The following is a 21,074-nucleotide window of genomic DNA, read 5'->3' as shown; positions in this document are numbered from 1 at the left end:
GGTACCGGTGTGGCTGCGCGGTCCGGGGAGCTGAGCAACCCGATGATCGACACCATCGTCGATGTCTTGACCCAGGTCCCGCCCGAGCACCGCGACAACGCCGAACACGACCTGCTGACCTTCGCCACCGAGGCCGGGCACAAGCAGGTCGCCGTGCTGGGAGCCCGGATCCTCGCCCACCTGGCCCCGGACGGCACTCCACCCGAGGACGCCGAACCCGCCACTCCTGCCCGGGAACTGTCCCTGCGCCGCAAAAGAACCGGGGTGTGGGAGCTGAACGGCAGGTTCGACGACGAGACCGGCACCCGCGCCAGCGCCCTGCTGGACGCTCTGGCCGAACGCCGCACCGGCGACGAAGGCCCGGACGTGCGGTCCCCGCAGCACCGCTACGGCGACGCCTTCTCCGACGCGGTCGACCTCGCCCTCAACTCCCCAGACCTGCCCATGCAAGCCGGCGAACGCGCCCACGTGATGGTCGCCGTGTCCCTGGAAGACCTGAAGACCGGCGTCGGCCGCGCGACCCTGGGCGATACCGGCGCGATGTCCGCGGCCGAAGCCCGGGTGCATGCTTGTGACAGCATGATTATCCCGGCGGTGCTGGGTGAGAAGAGCGAGCCGCTGAATCTCGGCCGTCTCCGCCGTCTGATTTCGGCGGGTTTGCGCCGTGCCCTGTTCTTACGGGACCGTGGGTGTGCGTTCCCGGGTTGCCACCGCCCACCCCGGCATTGTCAAGGTCACCATGCCCGGCATTGGGCCGAGGGTGGTCCCACCGATCTGAACAATCTGGTGTTGCTGTGCGCTCACCACCATCGGCTCATGCACCGCTCGGGGTGGGAGGTCCGCATCGCCGCCGATGGTCTCCCGGAGTTCCTGCCGCCGCTGTTTCTGGACCGGCGCCGAAAACCTCGGCGCAACAACATCCACGAACCACTGCCATTCGCCGCCTGAGATAGGGGAAAGGCCCGCAGCCCAACGGCTGCGGGCTCACACCCATGGGCTTCCGCCCAACGACACCGACCCAGGCTGAGGATGGCCTGATGCACATCGGCTCGTCGTTCGGTGCGGATATGCAGTCGGCGGAAGCCCTGGAGCAGCCGTGCTCGGCGGCCGGCGGGCGATGACCGGGGTGATGCCACGGGCACGAACCAGTTTGCGGCACTTGTCGTGGTCGTAGCCGCGGTCAGCGTGAAGCCGGCGCGGCCGGCGCCGTGGCTTGCCGACCATGCCGCGGATCACCAGTGCAGCGGACAGGTCCGGCAGTCCAGCGGCACCTCCCCGCAACAACCATGATCCACGACAAACCTACGCCGGGGACGCCGAGCCCTTCAGCCGGACGGGCAGGCGCTTCAGCCGCCACGAGCCGGGCATGTTCCCGCGGTCCAGCTCGTCCGCCGGGCCGGTCAGCTCCATGTCGGGGAAGCGGTTCACCAGGCCGGCGAACGCCACCTCGAACTCCTGCTTGGCCAGCTGCGCGCCCAGGCAGTAGTGCATGCCGGCGCCGAAGCCGACGTGCAGCTCGCGCTGTCCGTCGGGCTGGCGGTGGATGTCCAGCCGCATGGGATCCTCGAAGTGGCGCGGGTCGTAGTTGGCCGCGACGAGCATGCCCATCGTCCGCTCGCCCTTCTTGATCTGCGCCCCGGCGATCTCGACGTCCTCGACGGCGTGGCGGAACTGGGTGCTGTGCAGGGCCCCGCACCAGCGCATCAGCTCGTGGACCGCGCCGGGCATCAGCTCGGGTTCGGCGCGCAGCGCGGCCAGCTGATCGGGGTGGGTGATCAGCGCGATCATGCCGTTGCCGAGCGTCTGCGCCGTGTTCTCGGTGCCGGCCAGCACCAGGGTCAGCACCATCGTGATCAGCTCGGTCTCGGTGAGCCCGCCACCCTCGTCGTCGTGCGCGTCGATCAGCGCGGACAGGAGGTCGTCGGCGGGCTCGGCGCGGCGCAGCGCGACCAGTTCGGTGATCTGGTCGACCATGCCGCGCATCGGCTCGTTCTGGGCGCCCGGCACCAGCGAGAACGCGTCCTTGCCCCACTGCCGCCACTTGGGCCAGTAGCGCTCGGGAATGCCGATCAGCTGGCAGATCACGTTGATCGGCAGCTTGTACGTGAAGTACTCCAGGAGGTCGACGACACCCACGCCGTCCTCGTCGTCCACGGCCGCCTGCCGTTCCAGGTCGTCCAGCAGCGCGGCGGTGATCTCCTCCACCCGGGGCCGCAGCTCGCTGACGCGCCGCGCGGTGAAGGCCCGCGAGACCAGCCGGCGCAACCGGACGTGGTCCTCGCCGTCGGCGTCCAGCAGGCTGCTGGTGAAGATCTTGATGTACTTCTCTTCGAGCCCGAGCGCCTCGACCAGCTCCTGGTGGATGTTGTCGACGTTCGCGCCGGGCACGCTGCCCGGGTTGTTCGCGAACCGCTTGTCGCCCAGCATTTCCTTGACGTCGTCGTAGCGGGTGAACAGCCACAGCGGGGTGGTCGAGCCGGGCCACAGTGCCCGGATGACGCGCCCTTCCTCGCGCAGCCGCGAGTATCCCCGGAACGGATCGCGGAGCAGCGCCGGATCGTTCATGTCCATCGGACAGGTCCCGCTTCCGGTGTCCACGGGGCAAGTCTCGCTGGTGGTATCCATGGTCCCCTCCCAAGGGGCGGTCGGCTGATTGTGTTCGTGTCACCCGGAAGCCGGGAACGACGGCTCCGACCACCGAGCCCGCGTGGTGGAAGAAAGTCCTGCCAAGGCTTGCCCACACCGCGCCCGGGAACCATTACCCACGTGGGTAGTCTCGCCTCCGCCCGGACCCCCGATCGATCAAGGTGAGGGATGCCCCGGGGAGTCCCTCGTGAATACGCTTTCCTCGATCACGGTGGTGCGCGGCCACCTCCACCACGGCAGACCCCGGGACGCACCGATGAACCAATCCGTCGACCGCCGCACGTTCCTCGCCTCCGCCGGCGTCATCGCGGGCTCGAGCCTGCTCGGCTCTCCGGTCCGCGCGGCGGTGCTGCCGGTGCCGTCCGGCGCGCCCGCGGCGCCGAACTTCGGGCTCACCAAATTCCTCGACCCGCTGCGCATCCCGCCGGTGCTCCGGCCCCACTCGGGACGGCACCAGGACTTGCTCACCATCGGCATGACGACCGCGCGGCTCCGGCTGCACTCGCAGCTGCCGGTCACGCCACTGTGGACCTACGAGGGGTGCTTCCCCGGCCCGACCATCGAGGTGCGCAGCGGCAAGCGGGTGCGGGTCGCGTGGAGCAACGAGCTCACCGGCACGATTCCGCTCGAGGCGGTGCGGGTGCCGTTCACGCGGCCGTCACCGGCGAACCTGCCCGGCTACCGCGCACCGGACGGAAGCCTGCCCGCCGGGGTGGCGCCCATCGACGGCGTGGCCGGCCTGCCGCCGTGGACCGTCGTGCACCTGCACGGCGCGGTGGCGAACGGCCACAACGACGGCTGGGCCCACAACGCCATGCTGCCCGGCGACGCACAGCTCACCGAATACCCGAACCGCCAGGCGGCCGCGGCCCTCTGGTACCACGACCACGCGATGGCCGTCACGCGCTTCACCGTGTACGCCGGGCTCGCCGGCATGTACCTGGTGCGCGACGCCGAGGAGGACGCGCTGCGGCTTCCCCGGGGCGAGCACGAGATCCCGCTCATCCTCACCGACCGCAACCTCGACACCGACCCGGCGACCGGGGCGCTCACCGGCCGGCTGCTGTACAAGCTGCCGTACGCGACCGCGACCGGCACGATGGTCCCGGTCACCGGTCCGTTCACGCTCGTCAACGGCGTCATCTGGCCGCACCTCGACGTGGCCGCGCGCTGGTACCGCTTCCGCGTGCTCAACGCGGCGAACTCGCGGTTCTTCCAGCTCGACCTCGTCGACGAGGCGGGCACCGTCCAGCACGACGCCGTCCGGATCGCCGGCACCGACGCGGGCCTGCTGCCCGCCCCCGCGGCGGTACCGGCGGGTGGGCTGGTCCTCACCCCGGCCGAGCGGCTCGACCTGCTGATCGACTTCGGCCGGTTCCCCGGGCAGCGCCTGCGGCTCACCAGCACCGGCAGTCCGGGCGAGCCGGACATCATGGAGTTCCGGGTCGAGCGCCGCGGGCGGCCCGATCCGGTCACCCCGCCCGACCGGTTGGCGGCGTCCTACGTCCGCCTGCGGCACGGCACGACCGTGCCGGCGGACCACGACCACGTGTTCGTGGCGCTGCTGCCGCCGAACGTGGCGAACGAGCCGAATCCGGTGCTGTGGGAGCTGGCGGAGATCACCGACCCGGCCGAGCTGCCGACGCGGTTCCCGGTGCCCGGGATCCTGCAGCTCACCGACCCGGCCACGGGAAAGGTGCGGACGTTCCGGAAGGTCGCGAGCCTGTTCGACGACACGACCACGCTCTTCCTCGACCGCGGGCAGTGGGCGGTGTGGCACTTCATCCAGCTCGGCGGCGCCCCGCACCCGATGCACGTCCACCTGGCGCGCCTCCAGCTGCTGAACCGGTGGACGTACGCCGATCTGGCCGCCTTCGACCTCGCGTCGGGCGGCACCACCACACCACTGCCCGCGCCCGGCGAGGGACCCCGGATCGAGAAGTGGGAAGAAGGCTGGAAGGACACCTTCCAGGTGCGGCAGGGTGAATGGGTCACCGTCGCCGGTCGCTTCGACGGCGGCACCGGAGAGTTCATGTACCACTGCCACATCCTCGAACACGAGGACATGGGGATGATGCGGCCGTTCGTCGTCCACCCACCCGAGGTGGCCCCGTTCCACATGCACCCGGGCGGCTCCGGCCACAGTGGACACCAGGCCGGCGGCTGAGGACACCGGGTGCGAAACGACCCGGCCACAGGCGGCGATTCCGCGAATCACCGCTCGTGACCGGGTCACGGCCCCAGAGGTCTAGCTATTCATGACAAGCGGTCACTGTCCGGCCGGGGCGGCTGCGGCCTGCGTCGCCCACAGGACGTCCCCTTCGATGTGCGACACGCGCCAGCCGTCCGGCGTGCGGGTCGCCTCGTAACGCATGAGCGAACTGATCGTCATGGACGGCGCCGGACCGGCCTTCCCCGCCGGCGCCTTGCTGCTGCCGATGAGCTGGTCCACGAACGCCCGCACCTTGGCCTTGTCGCCGTCCACGTCGACGAGGACGTTGGTGACGACGTGCTGAGCGCGGTCTTCCTGCTTGGCCGCCTCCGCCGTCTCGGCGATCACCTTGTCGCGCCCTTCGGTGACGCCGAAGGGAGTTTTGACGACGACGCCGTCGGCGAGCACCACGTTCAGCTTGTCGAACTGCCGATCCTCCATGGTGGCGTAGAACCGGTAGATCAGCTGGGTGATGTCGCCGCGGTCGTCGCCCTTGGCGGCGGCCTGGCCGGAGCCACTGCTGGTACCGCAGCCGGCCGCGAGGAGGGCGACGAGGAGTGCCGCCACCAGCCCGGCCGCGCGGACCGATCCGCGCGTGGCCCGGCCGACTCTGCCTGAATTCATTGTCTTGCCTTCTCCTGCCTTGTTGCAGACGTCAAAAGTCGTTGTGTGGTAGGTGAGTTCGCCTCCCGGAAGCGGAAGGCGACGCGAACGCTAGCAGAACCGGCCGCCCATCAACCGAGGAATTCGGAAATCGATCCGGCCAGGCTTTCGGCGTCGATCCCGTGGAGGCGGTCGTGGTCCGCCGCCTTGCCGTAGGCGCGCACTTCCTGGTCCCGCCGGGTTCCGAGCGCCAGCAACCGGTGCGGGACGTCGGCGAGCGCCTCGGCCACCTCCGGTGCCGAGGTTCCCCGCAGGTACGGCTCGACCAGCACGACGTTCGCGCGCGCGGCACCGGCCGCCCGGCGCAGCCCGGCGCGGTCGAAGGGCCGGATCGTGGACGCGTAGAGCACCGTCACGTCCAGTGCGGCCGTCGCGGCGAGCACGTCGTCGAGCACGGGGCCGACCGCGACCACCACGCCGGCACCACCTTGGCGCAGCACGGTGAACTCGCCGGACAGCGGAACCGGCTCCGAGTGGACCTTGTCCGAAAGCCTCAGGTAGACGCGGTCGTCGCCGGCCAGTGCCTTGCGCAGCAGCGGTTCGACCTCGTCCTCGTGCCCCGGCACGTGCACGGTCCAGCCGGGCAGGGTGTCCAGCAGCGCCACGTCGCCGGGCGCCTGGTGGGTGCGGCCGCGGGGCAGGTCGTCGTAGGAACCGCCGATGCTGACCAGCACCGCGCCGACGTCCTGGTGGTTGAGGCAGATCTTGATCTGCTCGAACGGCCGCTCGATCAGGAACGGCGTGTAGGTGTGCGCCACGGGCCGGTGCCCGGTCAGCGCCAGGCCACCCGCGATCCCGATCATCGCCTGTTCCCGGATGCCGACGTTGATCACGCGCTCCGGGTACTCGGCCCGCAGGTCGTCGAAGGACCACGACGAGATGTCCGCGGTCACCAGCGCCACCCGCGAGTCGGTGGCCACCGCGTCGATCATCGTGTCGATGAAGACGGTGCGCATCAACGTCCTGGTCACCTGGGCGGTCATACCGCACTCCCTTCCTTCGGGCGAACCTTCGCCACCACGGCCTGTGGTCGTCCGTCGGATTCCCGGGTCAGTGCCTCGTACAGTTCGGCGTGGTCGTTGCCGTCCACTGTGGACGCCTGCCAGCCTTCCATTTCGAAGCGCTTGGCCATGCCGCCCGGCCAGCCGAGGCTCGCCGAGCTGTTGTCGATCGCGACGACGGTGAGGCGGTCCAGCCCGAGCCGACCGGCGATCGAGATCGCCTCGTGGTTGCTGCCTTCGTCGAACTCGCCGTCACCGATCAGCACGACCACGCGTGGCTTGCGCCGCCCCTCGGCGCGCAGCCCGATCGCGGTCCCCACGGCGAGCGGGATGCCGTGGCCGAGTGAGCCGCTGCTGATCTCCACCCCGGGGACCAGCGTGTGGTCCGGGTGCATGCCGAGCGGAGAGCCGAGCTGCAGCCAGGTGTCCAGCATCGCCGGGTCGAAGAAGCCCTTCGCGGCCAGCATGGCGTAGTAGGCCATCGGCCCGTGTCCTTTGGACAGGTAGAACCGGTCCCGGTCGGGGTCGTCGATAGTCTCCGGGGACACGTTCAGCACGCGGTCGTAGAGCACCCAGATAGTGTCCATTGTAGACGCTGCCGCCCACAGGTGCTTGTTGTCCCCGAGCATCCTGCCGAAGAATCCCTGCAACGTTTCTTCTGTTGTCTGCATGGCTCCACCTGCAACGTTTCTCTGGGGTGGTCAGGGTTTGCGCGCGGCGAGCAGGACGTACCCCACCGCGGGCTCGTCGTCGAACTGACGGAACCGCGAAAGCGTGGTTTCGAACTGCTCCGCCCCGATGTGCTGCAGGGCCTGCTCCCGCAGGGCCTCGAACCGCTCCGCCGCCTTGCCCCACGACGGCCGCGTGCGGTCGCTGACGTCCTCGGCGGCCTCGGGCACCAGCCCCGCCTCCCGCAGGTGCGACCGGTACTCGTCGAGCTCGACGAGCTTCAGCGCGCCCATCCGGACCAGGTCGACGCTGGAGGCGTCCGACGGCACGCCGTCGACGCGGCGGAGCAGGAAGTCGCCGATGGCCAGGCGGCCGCCCGGCCGCAGCACCCGCGCCGCCTGGCGGATCACGTGCCAGCGGTCCGGCATGTGGTGCAAGGACTCCAGCGCCCAGACGATGTCGAACGACTCGTCCGGGAACGGCAGGTCCATCGCGTCGGCGACCCGGAAGGAGAGCCGCTCGGCCAGCCCGGCGGCGCCCGCGCGGTTGTTCGCCCGCTCGACCTGCCCCTCGGCGATCGAAATGCCGACGCCGGTGATGTCGTGCGCCGCGGCCAGCCGGATGGCCGGTTCACCGATGCCGCACCCGATGTCGAGCAGGTGGTCGCCCGGCTTGACCGTCAGCAGCCCGGCCAGTTTGTCGGTCAGCCGGGTGGTGGCCTCCTCGAGCGTCAGGTCGCCGGGCGGGTCGTCCCAGTAGCCGTGGTGCAGGTTCTCACCCCAGAGCTGGTCGAGCAGCTCCGCGAAACTGTCATAGGCCTGGCCAACCTTGAACGGTGTCGGCTTTGTCACCAGTACCTCTCAACCATCATCTCGGGCGTGATCTTCACGGAGAGCGCGGGCGAGCCACGGTGGCCTTGCACCGCTACGACTCGCGAGCCGGGTCGTACGAGTCTTCGTAGGCTAGGGCGGCCGCGGGCGGCGGGGCATCCCTCGCGTTGATAGCCCTGCGGGCCCGCCCGCTCAGCCGGCGGCGCCGGTCAGCAGCGGGAGCTTGTCGATCCCGGTCATGATGGGAATGGTCTTGAACACCGGACCGTCCAGCGGATCGGTCCGCAGGTGCGGGAAGCGGTCCAGCAGGATGTTCAGCGCGATGCGGCCTTCGAGCCGGGCCAGTGGCGCGCCCATGCAGAAGTGGACCCCCCGCCCGAAGGAGAGGTGGTTGTTGGGATCGCGGGCCGGGTCGAAGGTGTCGGGCGCGGGGAACGCGGTTTCGTCCCGGTTGGCCGCCGCGAGCCACACCATCAGCAGCTCGTCGGCCGGGATGTGCTGCCCGCTCAGCTCCACGGCCTCGTTGGTGAGCCGCGAGACCGCGGCGAACGGGGGAAGCAGCCGCAGGGACTCCTCGATCACGGCCGGCACGATCGTCCGGTCGGCGCGCGCCCGTTCCCGCCACTCCGGGTGGGCGTCCAGGCAGAGCACCGCGTTGCCGAGCAGCATGGTCGTGGTGATGTGCCCGGTGAGCAGCAGCACGAAGCCGAAGTTCACCACCTCGGCGTCGCTGAGGCGTTCGCCGTCGACCTCCGCCTCGACGAGTTTGGACAGCAGGTCGTCGTGCGGTTTCGACCGGCGCTCCGCGACGTGTCCGGCGATGTAGCGGAGGACTTCCTCGGCGCCGTCCATGACGACCTTCTCGTCCCCTTCCGCCTCGATGAAGATCTCCTCGCGGCCGCGGAACATCATGTCGACCCACTGCTTGAACAGCGGGTGGTCCTCGGCGGGCACCCCGAGCAGCTCGGCGATGACGATGACCGGCAGCGGGTAGGCCAGCTGCTCGATCAGTTCGAACCGGTCGCGCCCGCCGACGCCGTCGAGCAGGTCGCGCGTGAGCTCGGCGATCCGCGGTTCGAGGCCCGCCACCACCTTCGGGGTGAAGACCCGGCTCACGATCTTGCGGAGCTTGGCGTGCGGCACGCCGTCCATCCGGAGGAGGTTGCCCTCGTTGACCCGGTCGTCGATGGGGATCTTGCGCTGGACCGCGGAGGAGAAGGTCGCCGGGTCGTTGAGGATCCGCAGCGCGTCGGCGTGGCCGTAGACATTCCACACCTTGGTGGCCGGGTCGAAGGTGACCGGTTCGGCCGGCCGCTCCCCCCGCAGCCAGAACAGCGACTGCGGAGCACCCCAGGTGTCGGCAACTGCGACCATGACGTTCCCTTCCGGTGGAACGGACTTCGGTGGGCGCACCGGAACTGTCGTGCCGGTGACGGCACCCCAGCCTGCCCGCGGGTGCGGGCGGGAACCATCCTCAGTGCTGGTGGACTTGGCCGCGTCAGTCCGCCGCGGACCGGTGGAACAGGGGCAGGACGATCGTGTCGACGATCTCCTCGACGGCCGCGGCCGGGACGGGCTTGAGGGTGGTGAGGAGTTCCAGCTGCAGGAGGGCGAACGGCAGCCCCCGGATCCGGGGCGAGAGCAGGGAAGGATCGATCTCGCCGCGCGCCGCGGCGCGCTCGTACACGACGTCCAGCGCGTGGGGGCGGCCGTACCGGATGACGTCGCGCAGGTCCGCGGGACGGGTGCCGGTCTCCTCGAAGTACCCGGCCAGGTGGATGCCCATCACGGTGACGAACTCGGCCCGGGTCCGGCTGATTTCCTGCATGAGGGCCAGCAGGTCGCCGCGCAGCGAGCCGGTGTCCTTGGGTGCCTGGACGCGGTTGCGCTCGAGGACGTGGACGATCGTCGCCCGCAGCAGTTCGAGCCGGTCGCTCCAGCGCCGGTACAGCACCGGGCGGCTGGTGCCGGCCCGCGCCGCGACCCCGTCCATGGTGAACCGCGCGTAGCCGCCTTCGGTCAGTTCCTGCCAGGACGCGTCCAGCAGTGCCTGTTCCAGGACCGCACCGCGCCGCCGTTCGCTCATACCACTCCCTTGTGGCCCACCGGCGCACCTCGTCCGCGGCCCGATAGGCGAGACCTAAGATACAGATCCGAATCTTACGCGGCGCCTTGCCCTACCAGTTCGGGTGATGGGCGAGCCGGTGCGGCGAACCTAATGTGGCTCCACGCTCAGTGGCGGTGGGTGACGTCCCGCCGGCCGGCGTCACGAAACGGAGTACGTCATGAGTACGGCAACCCCCGCCGTTCCGCAACCGATGACCTTCCCGCTGACCCGCGAGCACCCGCCGGAACCGGCCGGCGAGTACGACCGGCTCCGCGCCGAACAGCCGATCGTCAAGGTCACGCTGCCCACCACGCAGGAGGCGTGGCTGGTCACCCGGCACGCGGACGTCCGCGCGCTGCTGGTCGACCCGCGGATGAGCGCCGATCGCAGCCATCCCAACTTCCCGCTGCGCAGACCGGTGCAGCAGGTGCTGCGCAAGGGTTTCAGCGCCCAGGCCAAGTCGCTGCTCGCCCTGGATCTGCCGGAACACACCGCGCCCCGGCAGATGCTCGCCAACGAGTTCACCCTCCGCAAGATCAACACGCTGCGCCCGGTCATCCAGCAGATCGTGGACGAGCGGATCGACGCGATGCTCGCCGCGGGCCCCGAGGCCGACCTGGTCTCCGACCTGGCGATGCAGGTGCCCTCGCGGATGATCTGCGAGCTGCTCGGCGTACCGCTGGAAAGCCGTGAGTTCTTCCAGGACCGCACGCTGGTCCTGCAGCTGCCGTCCAGCACCCCGGAACAGCAGCTGGACGCCGCCGACGACCTGAACCGGTTCCTGGACGAGCTGGTCACCGCCAAGGAGCGCGAGCCGAGCGACGACGTGCTCGGCCGGCTGGTCGTCCGCAACCGGGAGACCGGGGTGTTCACCCACGACCTGCTCGTCGGCATGGCGCAGAACCTGCTGATCGGCGGGCACGAGACCACCATCAACGCCATCGCGCTGGGCACCATCGGCCTGCTGCAGCGGCCGGAAGTCATCGCCGAGCTGGTGGCCGACCCGAGCCTGATCGGGTCGACCGTCGAGGAAATCCTGCGCTACTACCCGATCTTCGACGTGATGGTCCGGGTGGCGAAGGAGGACGTCGAGATCGGCGGGGTGACGATCGAGGCCGACGACGGGGTGGTGCTCGCGCTCGGATCCACCAACCGGGACGAGGAGCAGTTCCCCGACGCCGGCACCTTCGACGTGCGCCGGGGCGACCGGCACCACATGACGTTCGGCCACGGCATCCACCAGTGCCTCGGCCAGAACCTGGCGCGGGTGGAGCTGGAGATCGTGTTCAGCACCCTGTTGCGCCGGATTCCCACGCTGCGCCTGGCCATCGACGTCGACAGCGTGCCGTTCAAGGTCACTTCGACGATCACCGGCGTCTTCAGCCTGCCCGTCGCCTGGTAGCCGGGGATCACCGCCGCCGGACGGGGTGGCGCGGTCGCCGCGCGACCCGCCACCCGTCCGGCGTAAGACACACTTGCGTATCCAATCCGCCGGAACTACAGTGAGCCTCCATAAGAAACAGCAATGTATCTTAGGAGGTGTCGATGGCTTCGCCCGGCAAGCCCGCGCCCGCCACCGACGCGACCGATCCCGGCCGCGTCGACCCGGCGGTGTGGCGGCTGGCGTTCACCATCATCGCCGGCGCGCTGGCGGCGATGTTCGACACCACGATCGTCAGCGTCGCCATCAACGACCTGGCCCGCGAGCTGCACGCCCCGCTCGGCACCATCCAGTGGGTGAGCACCGGCTACCTGCTGGCCATGTTCGTCACCATCCCGATCGTCCGGTGGGCCCAGTCCGCGGTCGGCGGCAAGCGGCTGTGGCTCGGCTCGCTCGGGCTCTTCCTGGTCGGTTCGGTGCTCTGCGCGCTGGCGTGGAACGCCACCAGCCTCATCGTGTTCCGGATCGTCCAGGGCATCAGCGGCGGCGTCATGATGCCGATGATGATGACGCTGATCATGCAGGCCGCCAAGGGCCGCAACATCGGCAAGGTGATGGCGACCATCTCCCTGCCCATCGCGCTCGGCCCGATCCTCGGGCCCGTCCTGGGCGGTCTCCTGCTGGCCACCGGCAACTGGCGGCTGCTGTTCCTGGTCAACATCCCGTTCTGCGCCGTCGGTCTCTGGCTCGCGTACCGGAACCTCCCCGACGACCGGCCCACCGGCGACCGGGGCCGGCTCGACGTCGTCGGCCTGCTCCTGCTGTCGCCGGGCGCCGCCGCCGTCGTCTACGGCCTGTCCCGGACCGCTACCGGCTTCGGCACCGCCGCCGTCCTGGTCCCCCTCCTGACCGGGCTGGCCATGGTCGCCGGCTTCGTCGTCTGGGCCCTGCCACGCGGCTCACGGGCGCTGGTGAACGTCCGGCTGTTCGGGCACCGTTCGGTCGCGTCGTCGTCGGTCCTGTACTTCCTGAGCGGCGCGACCCTGTACGGCGCGATGCTGCTGCTGCCGCTGTTCTGGCAGCAGGCGCGGGGCGTGGACGCACTCGGCGCGGGACTGCTGCTCATCCCGCAGGGCGTCGGCACCCTGCTGTCGCGGTTCGTCGCCGGGCGCTACACCGACAAGGTCGGTCCCCGTGCGGTCGCGCTCGTCGGGTTCACCGCCGTGGTCCTGACCACCGTGCCGTTCGCGTTCGTCACCGCCGGCACTTCCGACGTGCTGCTGATGGTCTTCCTGCTGGTGCGCGGCCTCGGCATGGGAGTCGCCACCATCCCGCTGGGCAGTTCCGCCTACATCGGACTCGACCACGGCGAAATCCCCAACGCCACCATCCTGGTCCTCATCGTGCAGCAGATCGGCGGCTCGCTGGGCATCGCCCTCCTGGCCATGATCCTCCAGCACGCCGCTTCCGGAGCGAAGACGCCGGACGCCCTCATCCACGCCTACGGCACCACCTTCTGGTGGTCGATCGGCTTCACCGCACTGGCCGTGCCGTTGTGCCTCTTCCTCCCCGGCCGGCCCAAGCCCGTGCCCGCCCCGGACAAGACGGAAGCCGAAGTGCCCGTCGAAGCCTGAGCCGTCGTTCTCCCCCACCGACGGCTCAGTCGAGATGAAGGGTCTCTTCGGTCCGGCAACGGACCGAAGGGGCCCTTCACTCCCCCCGAACCTCGATCAGCCGGGACGCGAAGTAGTAGCGCAGGTTGTGTACCGCCTCGGCGAAGTGCAACCAGAGCCAGCCGTGCGCCGCCGTCGCATCCGGCCAACTCACCGCCCGGACTGGCCAACTCACCGGTCACAGCGGCCAACTCGCCCGCGGCGGCGGTGAGTTGGCTGTTGCGGGCGGTGAGTTGGCTGTTGCGGGCGGCGAGTTGGCTGTTGCGGGCGGCGAGTTGGCTGTTGCGGGCGGCGAGTTGGCTGTTGCGGGCGGCGAGTTGGCTGTTGCGGGCGGTGAGTTGGCTGTTGCGGGCGGTGAGTTGGCTGTTGCGGGCGGGCAGGCGCGCGGATCGGCGACTTGCGTACTTCACTCCTATCAGGTTGAGGGATGCTCGGCCGTTGCCCGCATTCCTATGGTTTCCCAACGGGTTCACAGCGCGCTGTCCCCCGCCGCGGAGTCGTTTCCGGTGGCCCGGCCCGCTTCCGAGGAGGAGCCAGATGACCGACGCCGTTGCCTTCCCCCAGGACCGGACCTGCCCCTACCGGCCGGCGCCGGGCTACCGGCCGCTGGCCGAGCAGCGCCCGCTGTCCCGGATCACCCTCTACGACGGCCGGGAAGCCTGGGCGGTCACCGGCTACGCGCTGACCCGCCTGCTGCTGGCCGATCCCCGCATTTCCAGCGACCACACCAATCCCGCGTGGCCGGTGGCCAACGCGGCCGCGGCCGCCGCGCGGGAGTTCGGCGCGGACCAGAAGAAGGTCATCAGCCTCCTCACCGCGCTCGTCGGCGTCGACGATCCGGAGCACCGCGTCCGGCGGGAACTGGCGGAGGCGTGCTTCACCCCCGGGTTGGTCGACGCGCTGCGCCCGAAGATCCGCGAGGTCGCCGACCGGCACCTGGACGCCATGGTCTCCCGCGGCGCGCCCGCGGACCTGGTGCAGGCGTTCGCCTCGCCCGTGGCCTTGGTGGCGCTGTACGAAACGCTCGGCATCCCGCGCGAGGACCAGGAGTACTTCAAGCAGAAGACGCAGCAGCTGTTCGGCCCCCAGGCCCGCGCGATCCACGAGGAGCTCGTGACCTACCTGGCCGAGCTGATCGGGAAGAGACCGCAGCAGCCCGGCGAGAGCCTGCTCGGCGCCCTCGTCACGCTCGTCGCCGAGCGCGGCACCCCGGCGGACGCGGTTCCCGCGGAGATCCTCCAGATGCTGCTGATCATGCTGGTGAGCGGCCACCACACCACGTCCAGCTCGATCGCGATCGGCGCGAGTGCCCTGCTGCACCACCCCGAACGGCTCGCCGGGCTGCGGGCCGACCCGTCGCTGGTGCCCGCGGCCGTCGACGAGCTGACCCGGCTCGTGTCCGTCACCGACGGGGTGCAGCGGGTGGCCGCGGAGGACATCGAGGTGGCGGGCACCACCATCGCCAAGGGCGACGGCGTGTTCTTCGTGCTCTCCCTCATCAACCGGGACCCGGAACACTACGCACGGCCGGAAGACCTGGACTGGGACCGCCCCGCCCCCGACGACCACGTGGGCTACGGCTTCGGCCCGCACCGGTGCGTGGGGGTGGACCTGGCCCGCGCCATCATGGAGATCGCCTTCCGCACGCTGCTCGAGCGGCTGCCCGGCCTGCGCCTCGCGGTCGCGGCGGACGAGATCCCGGTCCAGCCGGGAGAGTCCTTCCAGGGACTGGTCGAACTGCCGGTCGCCTGGTAGCCGGCCCGCGTCAGCGACGCCGGCCGGCGATCAGGCGGGCGAGGGACACCGCGCCGCGCAGCGAAGACAGGCCGCCCAACGTGGCCGGCCCCACCGGCACCGGCGCCTGGCCCGGGCGGGCCAGGCCGGCGAGGTGCCCGGCCACCGCCCCGACGAACTCGGGGATGCCCGCCGCGAAGCCGCCGCCGATCAGCGTGCGCTCGGGGTGGACGAGTTCCTGCACGCCGGTCACCGCGGCGGCCAGTGCGCGGGCCGTCCCTTCGATCGCGTCGATGGCCCACGGCTCCCGGTCGCGCCAAGCCCACCGCAGGTCGTCGAAGGTGACGTCCGCTCCGCGCAGGTGGGTGGCGCGGCGCAGGGTGGCCGGTCCGGAAGCGAGCGCCTGGAGGCAGCCCTGGCGGCCGCAGACGCACCGCGGGCCGCCCATCTCGACGATCACGTGCCCGATCTCGAAGGAGCCGCGGCCGAGCCCGGGGCACGGGACACCGCCGAGGACCAGGCCGCCGCCGACGCCGGTGCCCACCCCGATGTAGAGCAGGTCGTCGCAGCCCGAGGCCCGGGCCTCGGCGAGCGCGCCGAGGTCGCCGTCGTCACCCCAGGCCACGACCGCTTCCGGGAACAGCGCCCGCAGCGAGGCGTCCAGGGCGACGCCGGTCCACTCCGGACGGTTGGGCCAGGCGGCGACGCGGCCGTCCGGCCCGACCGTGCCGGGCATCGCGACACCCACCGACGCCAGCGGCGCCCCGACCCTCGCCCGCAGCTCGGCCACGTGGCCGGCCAGCTGCGCGAGGTCCTGGTCGGCGCTGTGCCGGGGGCCCCAGGGGAACGCGGTCTCGTAGACACACCCGGCGTCGGTCTCGACCAGGAGCGCGACCTTGGTGCCCCCGATGTCGATGCCCAGGTGGTGCGGGGTCTCCACGCCCGTCAGCGGCCGGGTACCGACGGGCAGAGCGCGAGCAGGTCGGCCGGCCGCTGCAGCACCACGTCGGGACCGGCGGCGAGCAGCTCGCCGATGTCGTCCGGTGGCGCCCACAGCGCGGCGGCCGAGGTGACACCGGCACCCCGCGCGCTGGCCAGGTCGGTCGGCGCGTCGCCGATCATCATGGCCCGCTCCGCGGGGACGTCCAGCAGGCTCAGCGCGTGCAGCACGATGTCGGGGGCCGGCTTGGGCCGGGCGACCTCGTCCGAGCCGATAACGTGCTCGAAGAACGGGAGCAGCCCCAGGTCGCCGAGCAGCGACCGGGCCCGCGGCCCGCTCTTGCCGGTGGCGATGGCCAGCCGCAGGCCACGGGCCCGCAGCGTCAGCAGCAGTTCGGTGACCCCGTCGAAGACCTGGACCTGCGAGGCGAGGCGGTAGCTCTCGCGGACGAAGGGTTCTTCCATCGCCAGTGGCAGGTTCATGATCCGCATGATGTCCGGGAAGTAGCGGCCGAGGTGGCGCCGGTACTCCTCGAAGGGCGCGGGCCCGTCACCGACCACTTCGGCGTAGGCGATGGCGAAGGCCTCGCTCATCACCGCGAAGCTGTCGACGACGACCCCGTCGAGGTCGAAGATGACCGCGTGCCGGACCGGTGCCGAGGGATCGGCCCCGGCCTCCGGTCGGTCGACGATCGGGAATGTCATGGAGCACCCTCTCTACTGGTACGCCGGGACCACACCGCGCGCCGAGCCCGCGGAGGCGTAGAAGTTCTCGATCATCTGGACGATCGGCCGGGCTTCGGCGACGGCCCGGCCGCGGTTGCCGGGATCGGCCAGCATCGCGGCGAGGTCGCCCACCTGGCGCGTGTATTCGACGCCGATCGGTTCGGCCGGTACCGGAAGCCGGGTCGTGGTGCCTTCGCGGGTCACCGTCAGCACGGGTTCGGGCTCCCGGTTGGGGCTGAAGCCGAAGGTGCACCGCAGATCCGCGGTGCCGGCGCTGCCCTCGACGTGGATCACCGAGACGTCCCGCGCCTGGTGCGACGCCCAGCTCGCCCGCAGGGACACCGAGACGCCGTCGTCGCGGACGAGGAAGCCGCGCGCGGTGTCCTCGACGTCGGCGGCGTCGGCGCCCAGCTGGTCCTGCCGCCACGCGGCGCGCCAGGCGCCGGCGTTGACGAAGTCGTCCGACGTCACGCCGATCACCTGGGTGAAGGCGGCCGGGCCGAGCAGGAACGCGAGGGTGTCGAGCAGGTGCCAGCCGAGGTCGTACAACGCTCCCCCGCCTGCCTTCTCGCGCTGGGTGAACCAGCCACCCGCCCGCGGCACGCCCCGCGCGCGGATCCAGCCCATGGCGACGTGCCGGAGGTCGCCCAGCTCCGGCAGGACCTGCCGCAGCGCCTCGACATCACCGCGGTACCGGGCGGCGCTGCCGGCCAGCAGCATCCCGCCGCTGCGTTCGGCCGCCGCGAGGACGTCGATCTCCGCCGAGGTCAGGCACACCGGCTTCTCGAGGAAGACGGAGATCCCGGTGGCGAGCAGCGCGCCCGCCACCTCGGTGTGCAGGTAGTTGGGCACCGCGACGACGGCGAGGTCGACCTCGCGCGCGGTCAGGGCGGACACCGCGGCATGGGTGGGGATACCGGTCGCCTTCGTGAACGCCTGCCGCGACGCCGGATCCGCGTCCACGGCGGCGACCACCTCGAAGTCCGCGTGTTCGCGCAGCAGGGGCAGCCACAGCTCCCGGCCCGCCCAGCCGAGCCCGACCACCGCGGCCCGGACGTTCATGCCCGCGCCACGGCGTCGGCGATGATCTCGGCGGTCGCGTGCAGCTCCGCCTCGCCGGCCAGCAGGACCCGGTGGTGCAGCCAGACGCAGTCGCTGCTGATGGCGTCGGTGTTGGGGCAGCGCTTCGCGATCGCGTCCATGGTCTCCTCCGGGGCGCCGAGCTCCCAGAAGGCGTCGGTGCGGTAGATCGCGCGGAACGCCGCGAACGCGGGCAGGCCGGCTTCGACGAGCCGGTCGACCAGGGCGTTGCGCTTCTCCTCGGCGAGGCCGGGGACGCGGAACATGGCCATGTAGTGGGAGTTGCGGTCGGCGCGCACGTCACCGCCCTGCGGCACGACGCCGTCGATCTCGCCGAGCAGCCGGGACAGCAGCGTCCAGCGCTCGTCGCGCACGGCGATCTGCTCGTCGAGGCGGGCCAGCTGCGCCCGCAGCACGGACGCGGAGAACTCGTTGAGCCGCATGTTGGACCCGGCGATCTTGTGGAAGTACCGGCGGTCCTCGCGAGGACGGCCGCAGCTGTGCCGGAGGAACGCCGTCTCGTACTTTTCGCGCTCGCCTTCGGGGAACACGACGGCGCCGCCCTCGCCCGCCGTCATCAGCTTGCCGTTCTGGAAGCTGAACGTGGCGATGCTGTCCAGTTCGCCGACGCGCTTGCCCTGCCAGCGCGCGCCGTGCGCGTGCGCGGCGTCCTGCAGCAGCGGCACCCCGGTGTCGGCGGAGATCTTCGCCAGCGCGTCCATGTCGGCCATCAGCCCGGCCATGTGCACCGGCATGATCACCTTGGTGCGCGGCGTGATCGCGGCCGCCACCGCTTCCGGGTCGAGGTTGTAGGTGGCGGCGTCGACGTCCACCGGGACGGTGACCGCCCCGAGCCGCTGGGCCGCCTGGGACGAGGAGATGAAGGTGAAGGCCGGCACGATGACCTCGGTGCCGGGACCGACGTCCATCACCTGCAGGGCGAGTTCCAGCGCGTGCGTCCCGTTCGTGACCGCCAGCGCGTGCGCGGCGCCGTGGTGCTCGGCGAACTCGCGTTCGAACGAGTTCACCTCGTCCCCGCCCATGCGCCACCACTGACCCTGTTCGAGCGCGCGGACCAGGCCGTCCCGCTCGGCGTCGTCGTACTGCGGCCACGCGGGGAATTCCGGTGCCTTTCGCGCGTTCATGCGTTCTCCGAATCTCCGCTGGGGTTCGAATTGAAGAAAAGCCCGTGCCGTGTCCGGAATGCGTCGGAATCAGCGTGCACCCCAGGCTAGGTCGGCCGGCGCAGGGCTTCCATCCCCCGGCTTGGTAGTCGCCGATTCCTCAACCCAGGCCGAAGAAAGCGCGGTAGGAGGCCAATTGCCCGGCGAGCATGTGGATTCCGCAATGGACGCGGAAGCCGAGTGCCGCCGCTTCGCGCAGGAGCCGGGTTTCGCGGGGCTTCATGATGATGTCGGCGACCACGCAGCCCGGGGACAGGTCCGCCGGCCGGAACGGCAGCGGGTCGCCGGGCCGCAACCCGAGCGGGGTCGCGTTCACGACGATGCCGGCACCCGCGGTGTCCGGCCCGGCCGACGTGACGGTCCGGCCCGGCCAGTGCGCGTCCAGGCGGGCCCGCAGCGCGGTCAGTTTCGCGGTGTCCGGGTCGCACACCGCCAGCCGGGCGGCACCGGCCGCCAGCAGCGCGGCGGCGATGGCGCTGCCCGCACCGCCGGCCCCGACGAGGGTCACCCGCTGCGCTCTCGGGTCGTGGCCGGCCGCGGCCAGCCCGGCCACGAACCCGGTGCCGTCGAAGTTCTCGGCGTACCACCGGCCGCCGGCTTCCCGCCGGAGTGCGTTGGCGCTTCCGGTGATCTCCACCATCGGGCTGCACCGGTCGGCGAGCCCGGCCACGGCGGCCTTGTGCGGCACGGTGACGAAGATGCCGTCGAGGTTGCCGGCGCACCGCAGCCCGGCGACGATCCGCTCGAGGTGCGCCGGCTCGGCGAGCACCGGCACCAGCACCGCGTCGACGCCGAGCTCGGCGAAGAGCGGGTTCAGCAGCCCGGGCGACTGCACCTGGGCGACCGGGTCCCCCAGCACGACGTACAGCCGGGTGGTGCCGCTGACGGTCACCCCGCCCCGGCTAGCCACGCAGCATCCCCGCGACGGACAACGCCAGTTCGACCGACTGCTCGGCGTTGAGCCGCGGATCGCAGGCGGTCAGGTAGCGCGCGGGCAGGTCGGCTTCCGCGATGCCCGCGGCGCCCCCGAGGCATTCCGTCACGTCCTCGCCGGTCACCTCGACGTGGATGCCGCCGGCGTGGGTGCCGAGCCGCCGGTGCACTTCGAAGAAGCCGGCGAGCTCGTCGACGACGTGGGCGAAGTGGCGGGTCTTGTACCCGTTGCCCGACGTCCGGGTGTTGCCGTGCATCGGGTCGCACTGCCAGATCACCTCGTGCCCGGAGGCGGTGACCTTCTCGACGATCGGCGGGAGGTACTCGCGGACCTGGCCGTGCCCCATCCGGCTGACCAGCGTCAGCCGGCCCGGCGTGCGGTGCGGGTCGAGGCGCCGCACGTACTCCACGGCCTGTTCCGGCGTGGTGCCCGGCCCCAGCTTCAGGCCGATCGGGTTGGACAGCAGCTCCGCGAACGCGATGTGGGCGCCGTCGAGCTGGCGGGTGCGTTCCCCGATCCACAGGAAGTGCGCCAGCCCGCTGGAGAGCCGGGGTTCCGGGCCACCGGCGTCCGCCCACAGGACGGCCCGCTCGTAGTCGAGCAGGAGCAGTTCGTGGCTGACGTAGACCTCGCTCGGGGCCCGGTCGCCCTCCGCCAAGGGCCGTCCACCGGCCGGTGCCGCGCTGCGGGCGCCGGCGAGCGCGCCCTGGGCCGCCAGCGGTTCGCCGATGCCCTCGGCGCAGAGCTTGCGGACCAGGTCCATCGCGCTGGCGGCGTGGGCGTAGGCCATCAGCATCCGGTGCGGGTCCGGCGTCCGGGCGGCGGCCGTGTGCTCCGGGGAGTTCACGATGTCGCCCCGGTAGACCGGCAGGCCCAGCGCGTCGACGGTGCCGGACCGCGGCTTGGCGAACTGCCCGGCCATCCGGGCGACCTTGACCACCGGCAGGCCGCCCGCGCCGGCCAGCGCACCCGCCATCCGCTCCAGCACCCCGAGGTTGGCCCGCAGGTGCGGCTCGGTGTTGCCGGCGAACGTCTCCGCGCAGTCCCCGCCCTGCAGCAGGAACGCCTCGCCGCGGGCGACCGAGGCGAGGCGACGGCTCAGCAGCGCCGTCTCCTCCGGCGCGACGATCGGCTCGGCGTTGTGCAGCAGCCCGATCACCGCGCCCGCCCGCCCGGCGTCCGGCCAGCGCGGCTGCTGCGCGGCCGGCCGGGCCAGCGCGGCACTCAGCCGTCCGGCCAGCACCGGGTCGACCGCGCGGCCGTGGGCCGCGCCGGCCGGGAGGTGCGGCAGGCGC

18 protein-coding genes and 1 pseudogene are annotated in these 21,074 nt (G+C 71.3%); 5 read left to right on the top strand and 14 right to left on the bottom strand.

Annotated features, from left to right (window positions below; translation table 11 throughout):
- Nucleotides 1-948 (top strand): DUF222 domain-containing protein (locus AB0F15_RS02240; protein WP_360263815.1); only part of this gene is annotated, 948 nt, incomplete at its 5' end.
- 71 nt (nucleotides 949-1,019) lie between these two features.
- On the opposite strand, the pseudogene AB0F15_RS02235 reads toward AB0F15_RS02240, so the two are convergent.
- A pseudogene (locus AB0F15_RS02235) lies at nucleotides 1,020-1,218 on the bottom strand (IS5/IS1182 family transposase); the annotation flags it as partial.
- Nucleotides 1,219-1,302: 84 nt separating this feature from the next.
- Nucleotides 1,303-2,598, bottom strand: coding sequence for a cytochrome P450 (locus AB0F15_RS02230; protein ID WP_360263813.1), 1,296 nt, complete (start codon nucleotides 2,596-2,598; stop codon nucleotides 1,303-1,305).
- A gap of 304 nt (nucleotides 2,599-2,902) precedes the next feature.
- On the opposite strand from AB0F15_RS02230, the gene AB0F15_RS02225 reads away from it, so the two are divergent.
- Nucleotides 2,903-4,813 carry a multicopper oxidase domain-containing protein gene (locus AB0F15_RS02225; RefSeq protein WP_360263810.1) on the top strand — a complete coding sequence of 637 codons (1,911 nt, stop codon included), beginning with the start codon at nucleotides 2,903-2,905 and terminating at the stop codon, nucleotides 4,811-4,813.
- A gap of 102 nt (nucleotides 4,814-4,915) precedes the next feature.
- On the opposite strand, the gene AB0F15_RS02220 is transcribed toward AB0F15_RS02225, so the two are convergent.
- The 6 genes from AB0F15_RS02220 to AB0F15_RS02195 all read right to left on the bottom strand — a co-directional run bounded on the left by AB0F15_RS02220 (nucleotide 4,916) and on the right by AB0F15_RS02195 (nucleotide 10,107).
- Complete coding sequence (locus AB0F15_RS02220) at nucleotides 4,916-5,482, bottom strand: nuclear transport factor 2 family protein (RefSeq protein ID WP_360263808.1); 567 nt, start codon at nucleotides 5,480-5,482, stop codon at nucleotides 4,916-4,918.
- Nucleotides 5,483-5,592: 110 nt separating this feature from the next.
- Entirely contained in the window at nucleotides 5,593-6,504 is a 912-nt protein-coding gene (locus AB0F15_RS02215) for a transketolase C-terminal domain-containing protein (protein WP_360263805.1), read from the bottom strand.
- Nucleotides 6,501-7,193, bottom strand: a complete 693-nt coding sequence (locus AB0F15_RS02210; protein ID WP_360263802.1) for a thiamine pyrophosphate-dependent enzyme — start codon at nucleotides 7,191-7,193, stop codon at nucleotides 6,501-6,503. Before AB0F15_RS02210 ends, AB0F15_RS02215 begins: the two co-directional genes overlap by 4 nt.
- Before the next feature lie 30 nt (nucleotides 7,194-7,223).
- Nucleotides 7,224-8,042 (bottom strand): methyltransferase domain-containing protein, encoded by an 819-nt coding sequence (locus AB0F15_RS02205; protein WP_360263799.1) that lies wholly within the window; start codon nucleotides 8,040-8,042, stop codon nucleotides 7,224-7,226.
- Nucleotides 8,043-8,213: 171 nt separating this feature from the next.
- Nucleotides 8,214-9,395: a cytochrome P450 gene (locus AB0F15_RS02200; protein ID WP_360263796.1), complete on the bottom strand. Its 1,182-nt coding sequence runs from the start codon at nucleotides 9,393-9,395 to the stop codon at nucleotides 8,214-8,216.
- A 124-nt stretch (nucleotides 9,396-9,519) separates the two neighbouring features.
- Complete coding sequence (locus tag AB0F15_RS02195; protein ID WP_360263793.1) at nucleotides 9,520-10,107, bottom strand: TetR/AcrR family transcriptional regulator; 588 nt, start codon at nucleotides 10,105-10,107, stop codon at nucleotides 9,520-9,522.
- Nucleotides 10,108-10,306: 199 nt separating this feature from the next.
- On the opposite strand from AB0F15_RS02195, the gene AB0F15_RS02190 reads away from it, so the two are divergent.
- From AB0F15_RS02190 to AB0F15_RS02180, 3 genes are all read left to right on the top strand, one after another.
- Nucleotides 10,307-11,530, top strand: a complete 1,224-nt coding sequence (locus AB0F15_RS02190; protein WP_360263790.1) for a cytochrome P450 — start codon at nucleotides 10,307-10,309, stop codon at nucleotides 11,528-11,530.
- Between the two features lie 143 nt (nucleotides 11,531-11,673).
- Nucleotides 11,674-13,143 (top strand): MDR family MFS transporter, encoded by a 1,470-nt coding sequence (locus AB0F15_RS02185; RefSeq protein WP_360263787.1) that lies wholly within the window; start codon nucleotides 11,674-11,676, stop codon nucleotides 13,141-13,143.
- Nucleotides 13,144-13,719: 576 nt separating this feature from the next.
- Nucleotides 13,720-14,937, top strand: a complete 1,218-nt coding sequence (locus AB0F15_RS02180; protein WP_360263784.1) for a cytochrome P450 — start codon at nucleotides 13,720-13,722, stop codon at nucleotides 14,935-14,937.
- A 10-nt stretch (nucleotides 14,938-14,947) separates the two neighbouring features.
- Here the strand turns inward: AB0F15_RS02180 and rifN are convergent, their stop codons facing one another.
- The 6 genes from rifN to AB0F15_RS02150 form a co-directional block, all read right to left on the bottom strand.
- On the bottom strand, nucleotides 14,948-15,856 hold the full coding sequence (rifN, locus tag AB0F15_RS02175; RefSeq protein ID WP_360263781.1) for a kanosamine kinase: 909 nt from the start codon (nucleotides 15,854-15,856) through the stop codon (nucleotides 14,948-14,950).
- A gap of 5 nt (nucleotides 15,857-15,861) precedes the next feature.
- On the bottom strand, nucleotides 15,862-16,560 hold the full coding sequence (locus AB0F15_RS02170) for an HAD-IA family hydrolase (protein WP_360263778.1): 699 nt from the start codon (nucleotides 16,558-16,560) through the stop codon (nucleotides 15,862-15,864).
- A 12-nt stretch (nucleotides 16,561-16,572) separates the two neighbouring features.
- Nucleotides 16,573-17,643 (bottom strand): Gfo/Idh/MocA family oxidoreductase, encoded by a 1,071-nt coding sequence (locus AB0F15_RS02165; protein ID WP_360263775.1) that lies wholly within the window; start codon nucleotides 17,641-17,643, stop codon nucleotides 16,573-16,575.
- Entirely contained in the window at nucleotides 17,640-18,806 is a 1,167-nt protein-coding gene (gene rifK / locus AB0F15_RS02160) for a 3-amino-5-hydroxybenzoate synthase (RefSeq protein ID WP_360263773.1), read from the bottom strand. The genes AB0F15_RS02165 and rifK overlap by 4 nt, the downstream gene beginning before the upstream one ends.
- Before the next feature lie 139 nt (nucleotides 18,807-18,945).
- On the bottom strand, nucleotides 18,946-19,755 hold the full coding sequence (locus AB0F15_RS02155) for a ThiF family adenylyltransferase (protein ID WP_360263770.1): 810 nt from the start codon (nucleotides 19,753-19,755) through the stop codon (nucleotides 18,946-18,948).
- A complete protein-coding gene (locus AB0F15_RS02150; RefSeq protein WP_360263865.1) occupies nucleotides 19,748-21,070 on the bottom strand; it encodes a 3-deoxy-7-phosphoheptulonate synthase in 1,323 nt (440 codons plus the stop codon). The genes AB0F15_RS02155 and AB0F15_RS02150 overlap by 8 nt, the downstream gene beginning before the upstream one ends.
- Nucleotides 21,071-21,074: the final 4 nt, after the last annotated feature.

The organism is Amycolatopsis sp. NPDC026612 (assembly GCF_040638285.1).
Taxonomy (GTDB): domain Bacteria; phylum Actinomycetota; class Actinomycetes; order Mycobacteriales; family Pseudonocardiaceae; genus Amycolatopsis.
This window is presented reverse-complemented; position numbering and strand designations above follow the sequence as displayed.

Coding starts and splice junctions, on each gene's coding strand:
- AB0F15_RS02225 (WP_360263810.1), top strand. CDS start 2,903: ATGAACCAATCCGTCGACCGCCGCACGTTCCTCGCCTCCGCCGGCGTC.
- AB0F15_RS02220 (WP_360263808.1), bottom strand. CDS start 5,482: ATGAATTCAGGCAGAGTCGGCCGGGCCACGCGCGGATCGGTCCGCGCG.
- AB0F15_RS02215 (WP_360263805.1), bottom strand. CDS start 6,504: ATGACCGCCCAGGTGACCAGGACGTTGATGCGCACCGTCTTCATCGAC.
- AB0F15_RS02210 (WP_360263802.1), bottom strand. CDS start 7,193: ATGCAGACAACAGAAGAAACGTTGCAGGGATTCTTCGGCAGGATGCTC.
- AB0F15_RS02200 (WP_360263796.1), bottom strand. CDS start 9,395: ATGGTCGCAGTTGCCGACACCTGGGGTGCTCCGCAGTCGCTGTTCTGG.
- AB0F15_RS02195 (WP_360263793.1), bottom strand. CDS start 10,107: ATGAGCGAACGGCGGCGCGGTGCGGTCCTGGAACAGGCACTGCTGGAC.
- AB0F15_RS02190 (WP_360263790.1), top strand. CDS start 10,307: ATGAGTACGGCAACCCCCGCCGTTCCGCAACCGATGACCTTCCCGCTG.
- AB0F15_RS02185 (WP_360263787.1), top strand. CDS start 11,674: ATGGCTTCGCCCGGCAAGCCCGCGCCCGCCACCGACGCGACCGATCCC.
- AB0F15_RS02180 (WP_360263784.1), top strand. CDS start 13,720: ATGACCGACGCCGTTGCCTTCCCCCAGGACCGGACCTGCCCCTACCGG.
- AB0F15_RS02170 (WP_360263778.1), bottom strand. CDS start 16,560: ATGACATTCCCGATCGTCGACCGACCGGAGGCCGGGGCCGATCCCTCG.
- AB0F15_RS02165 (WP_360263775.1), bottom strand. CDS start 17,643: ATGAACGTCCGGGCCGCGGTGGTCGGGCTCGGCTGGGCGGGCCGGGAG.
- rifK (WP_360263773.1), bottom strand. CDS start 18,806: ATGAACGCGCGAAAGGCACCGGAATTCCCCGCGTGGCCGCAGTACGAC.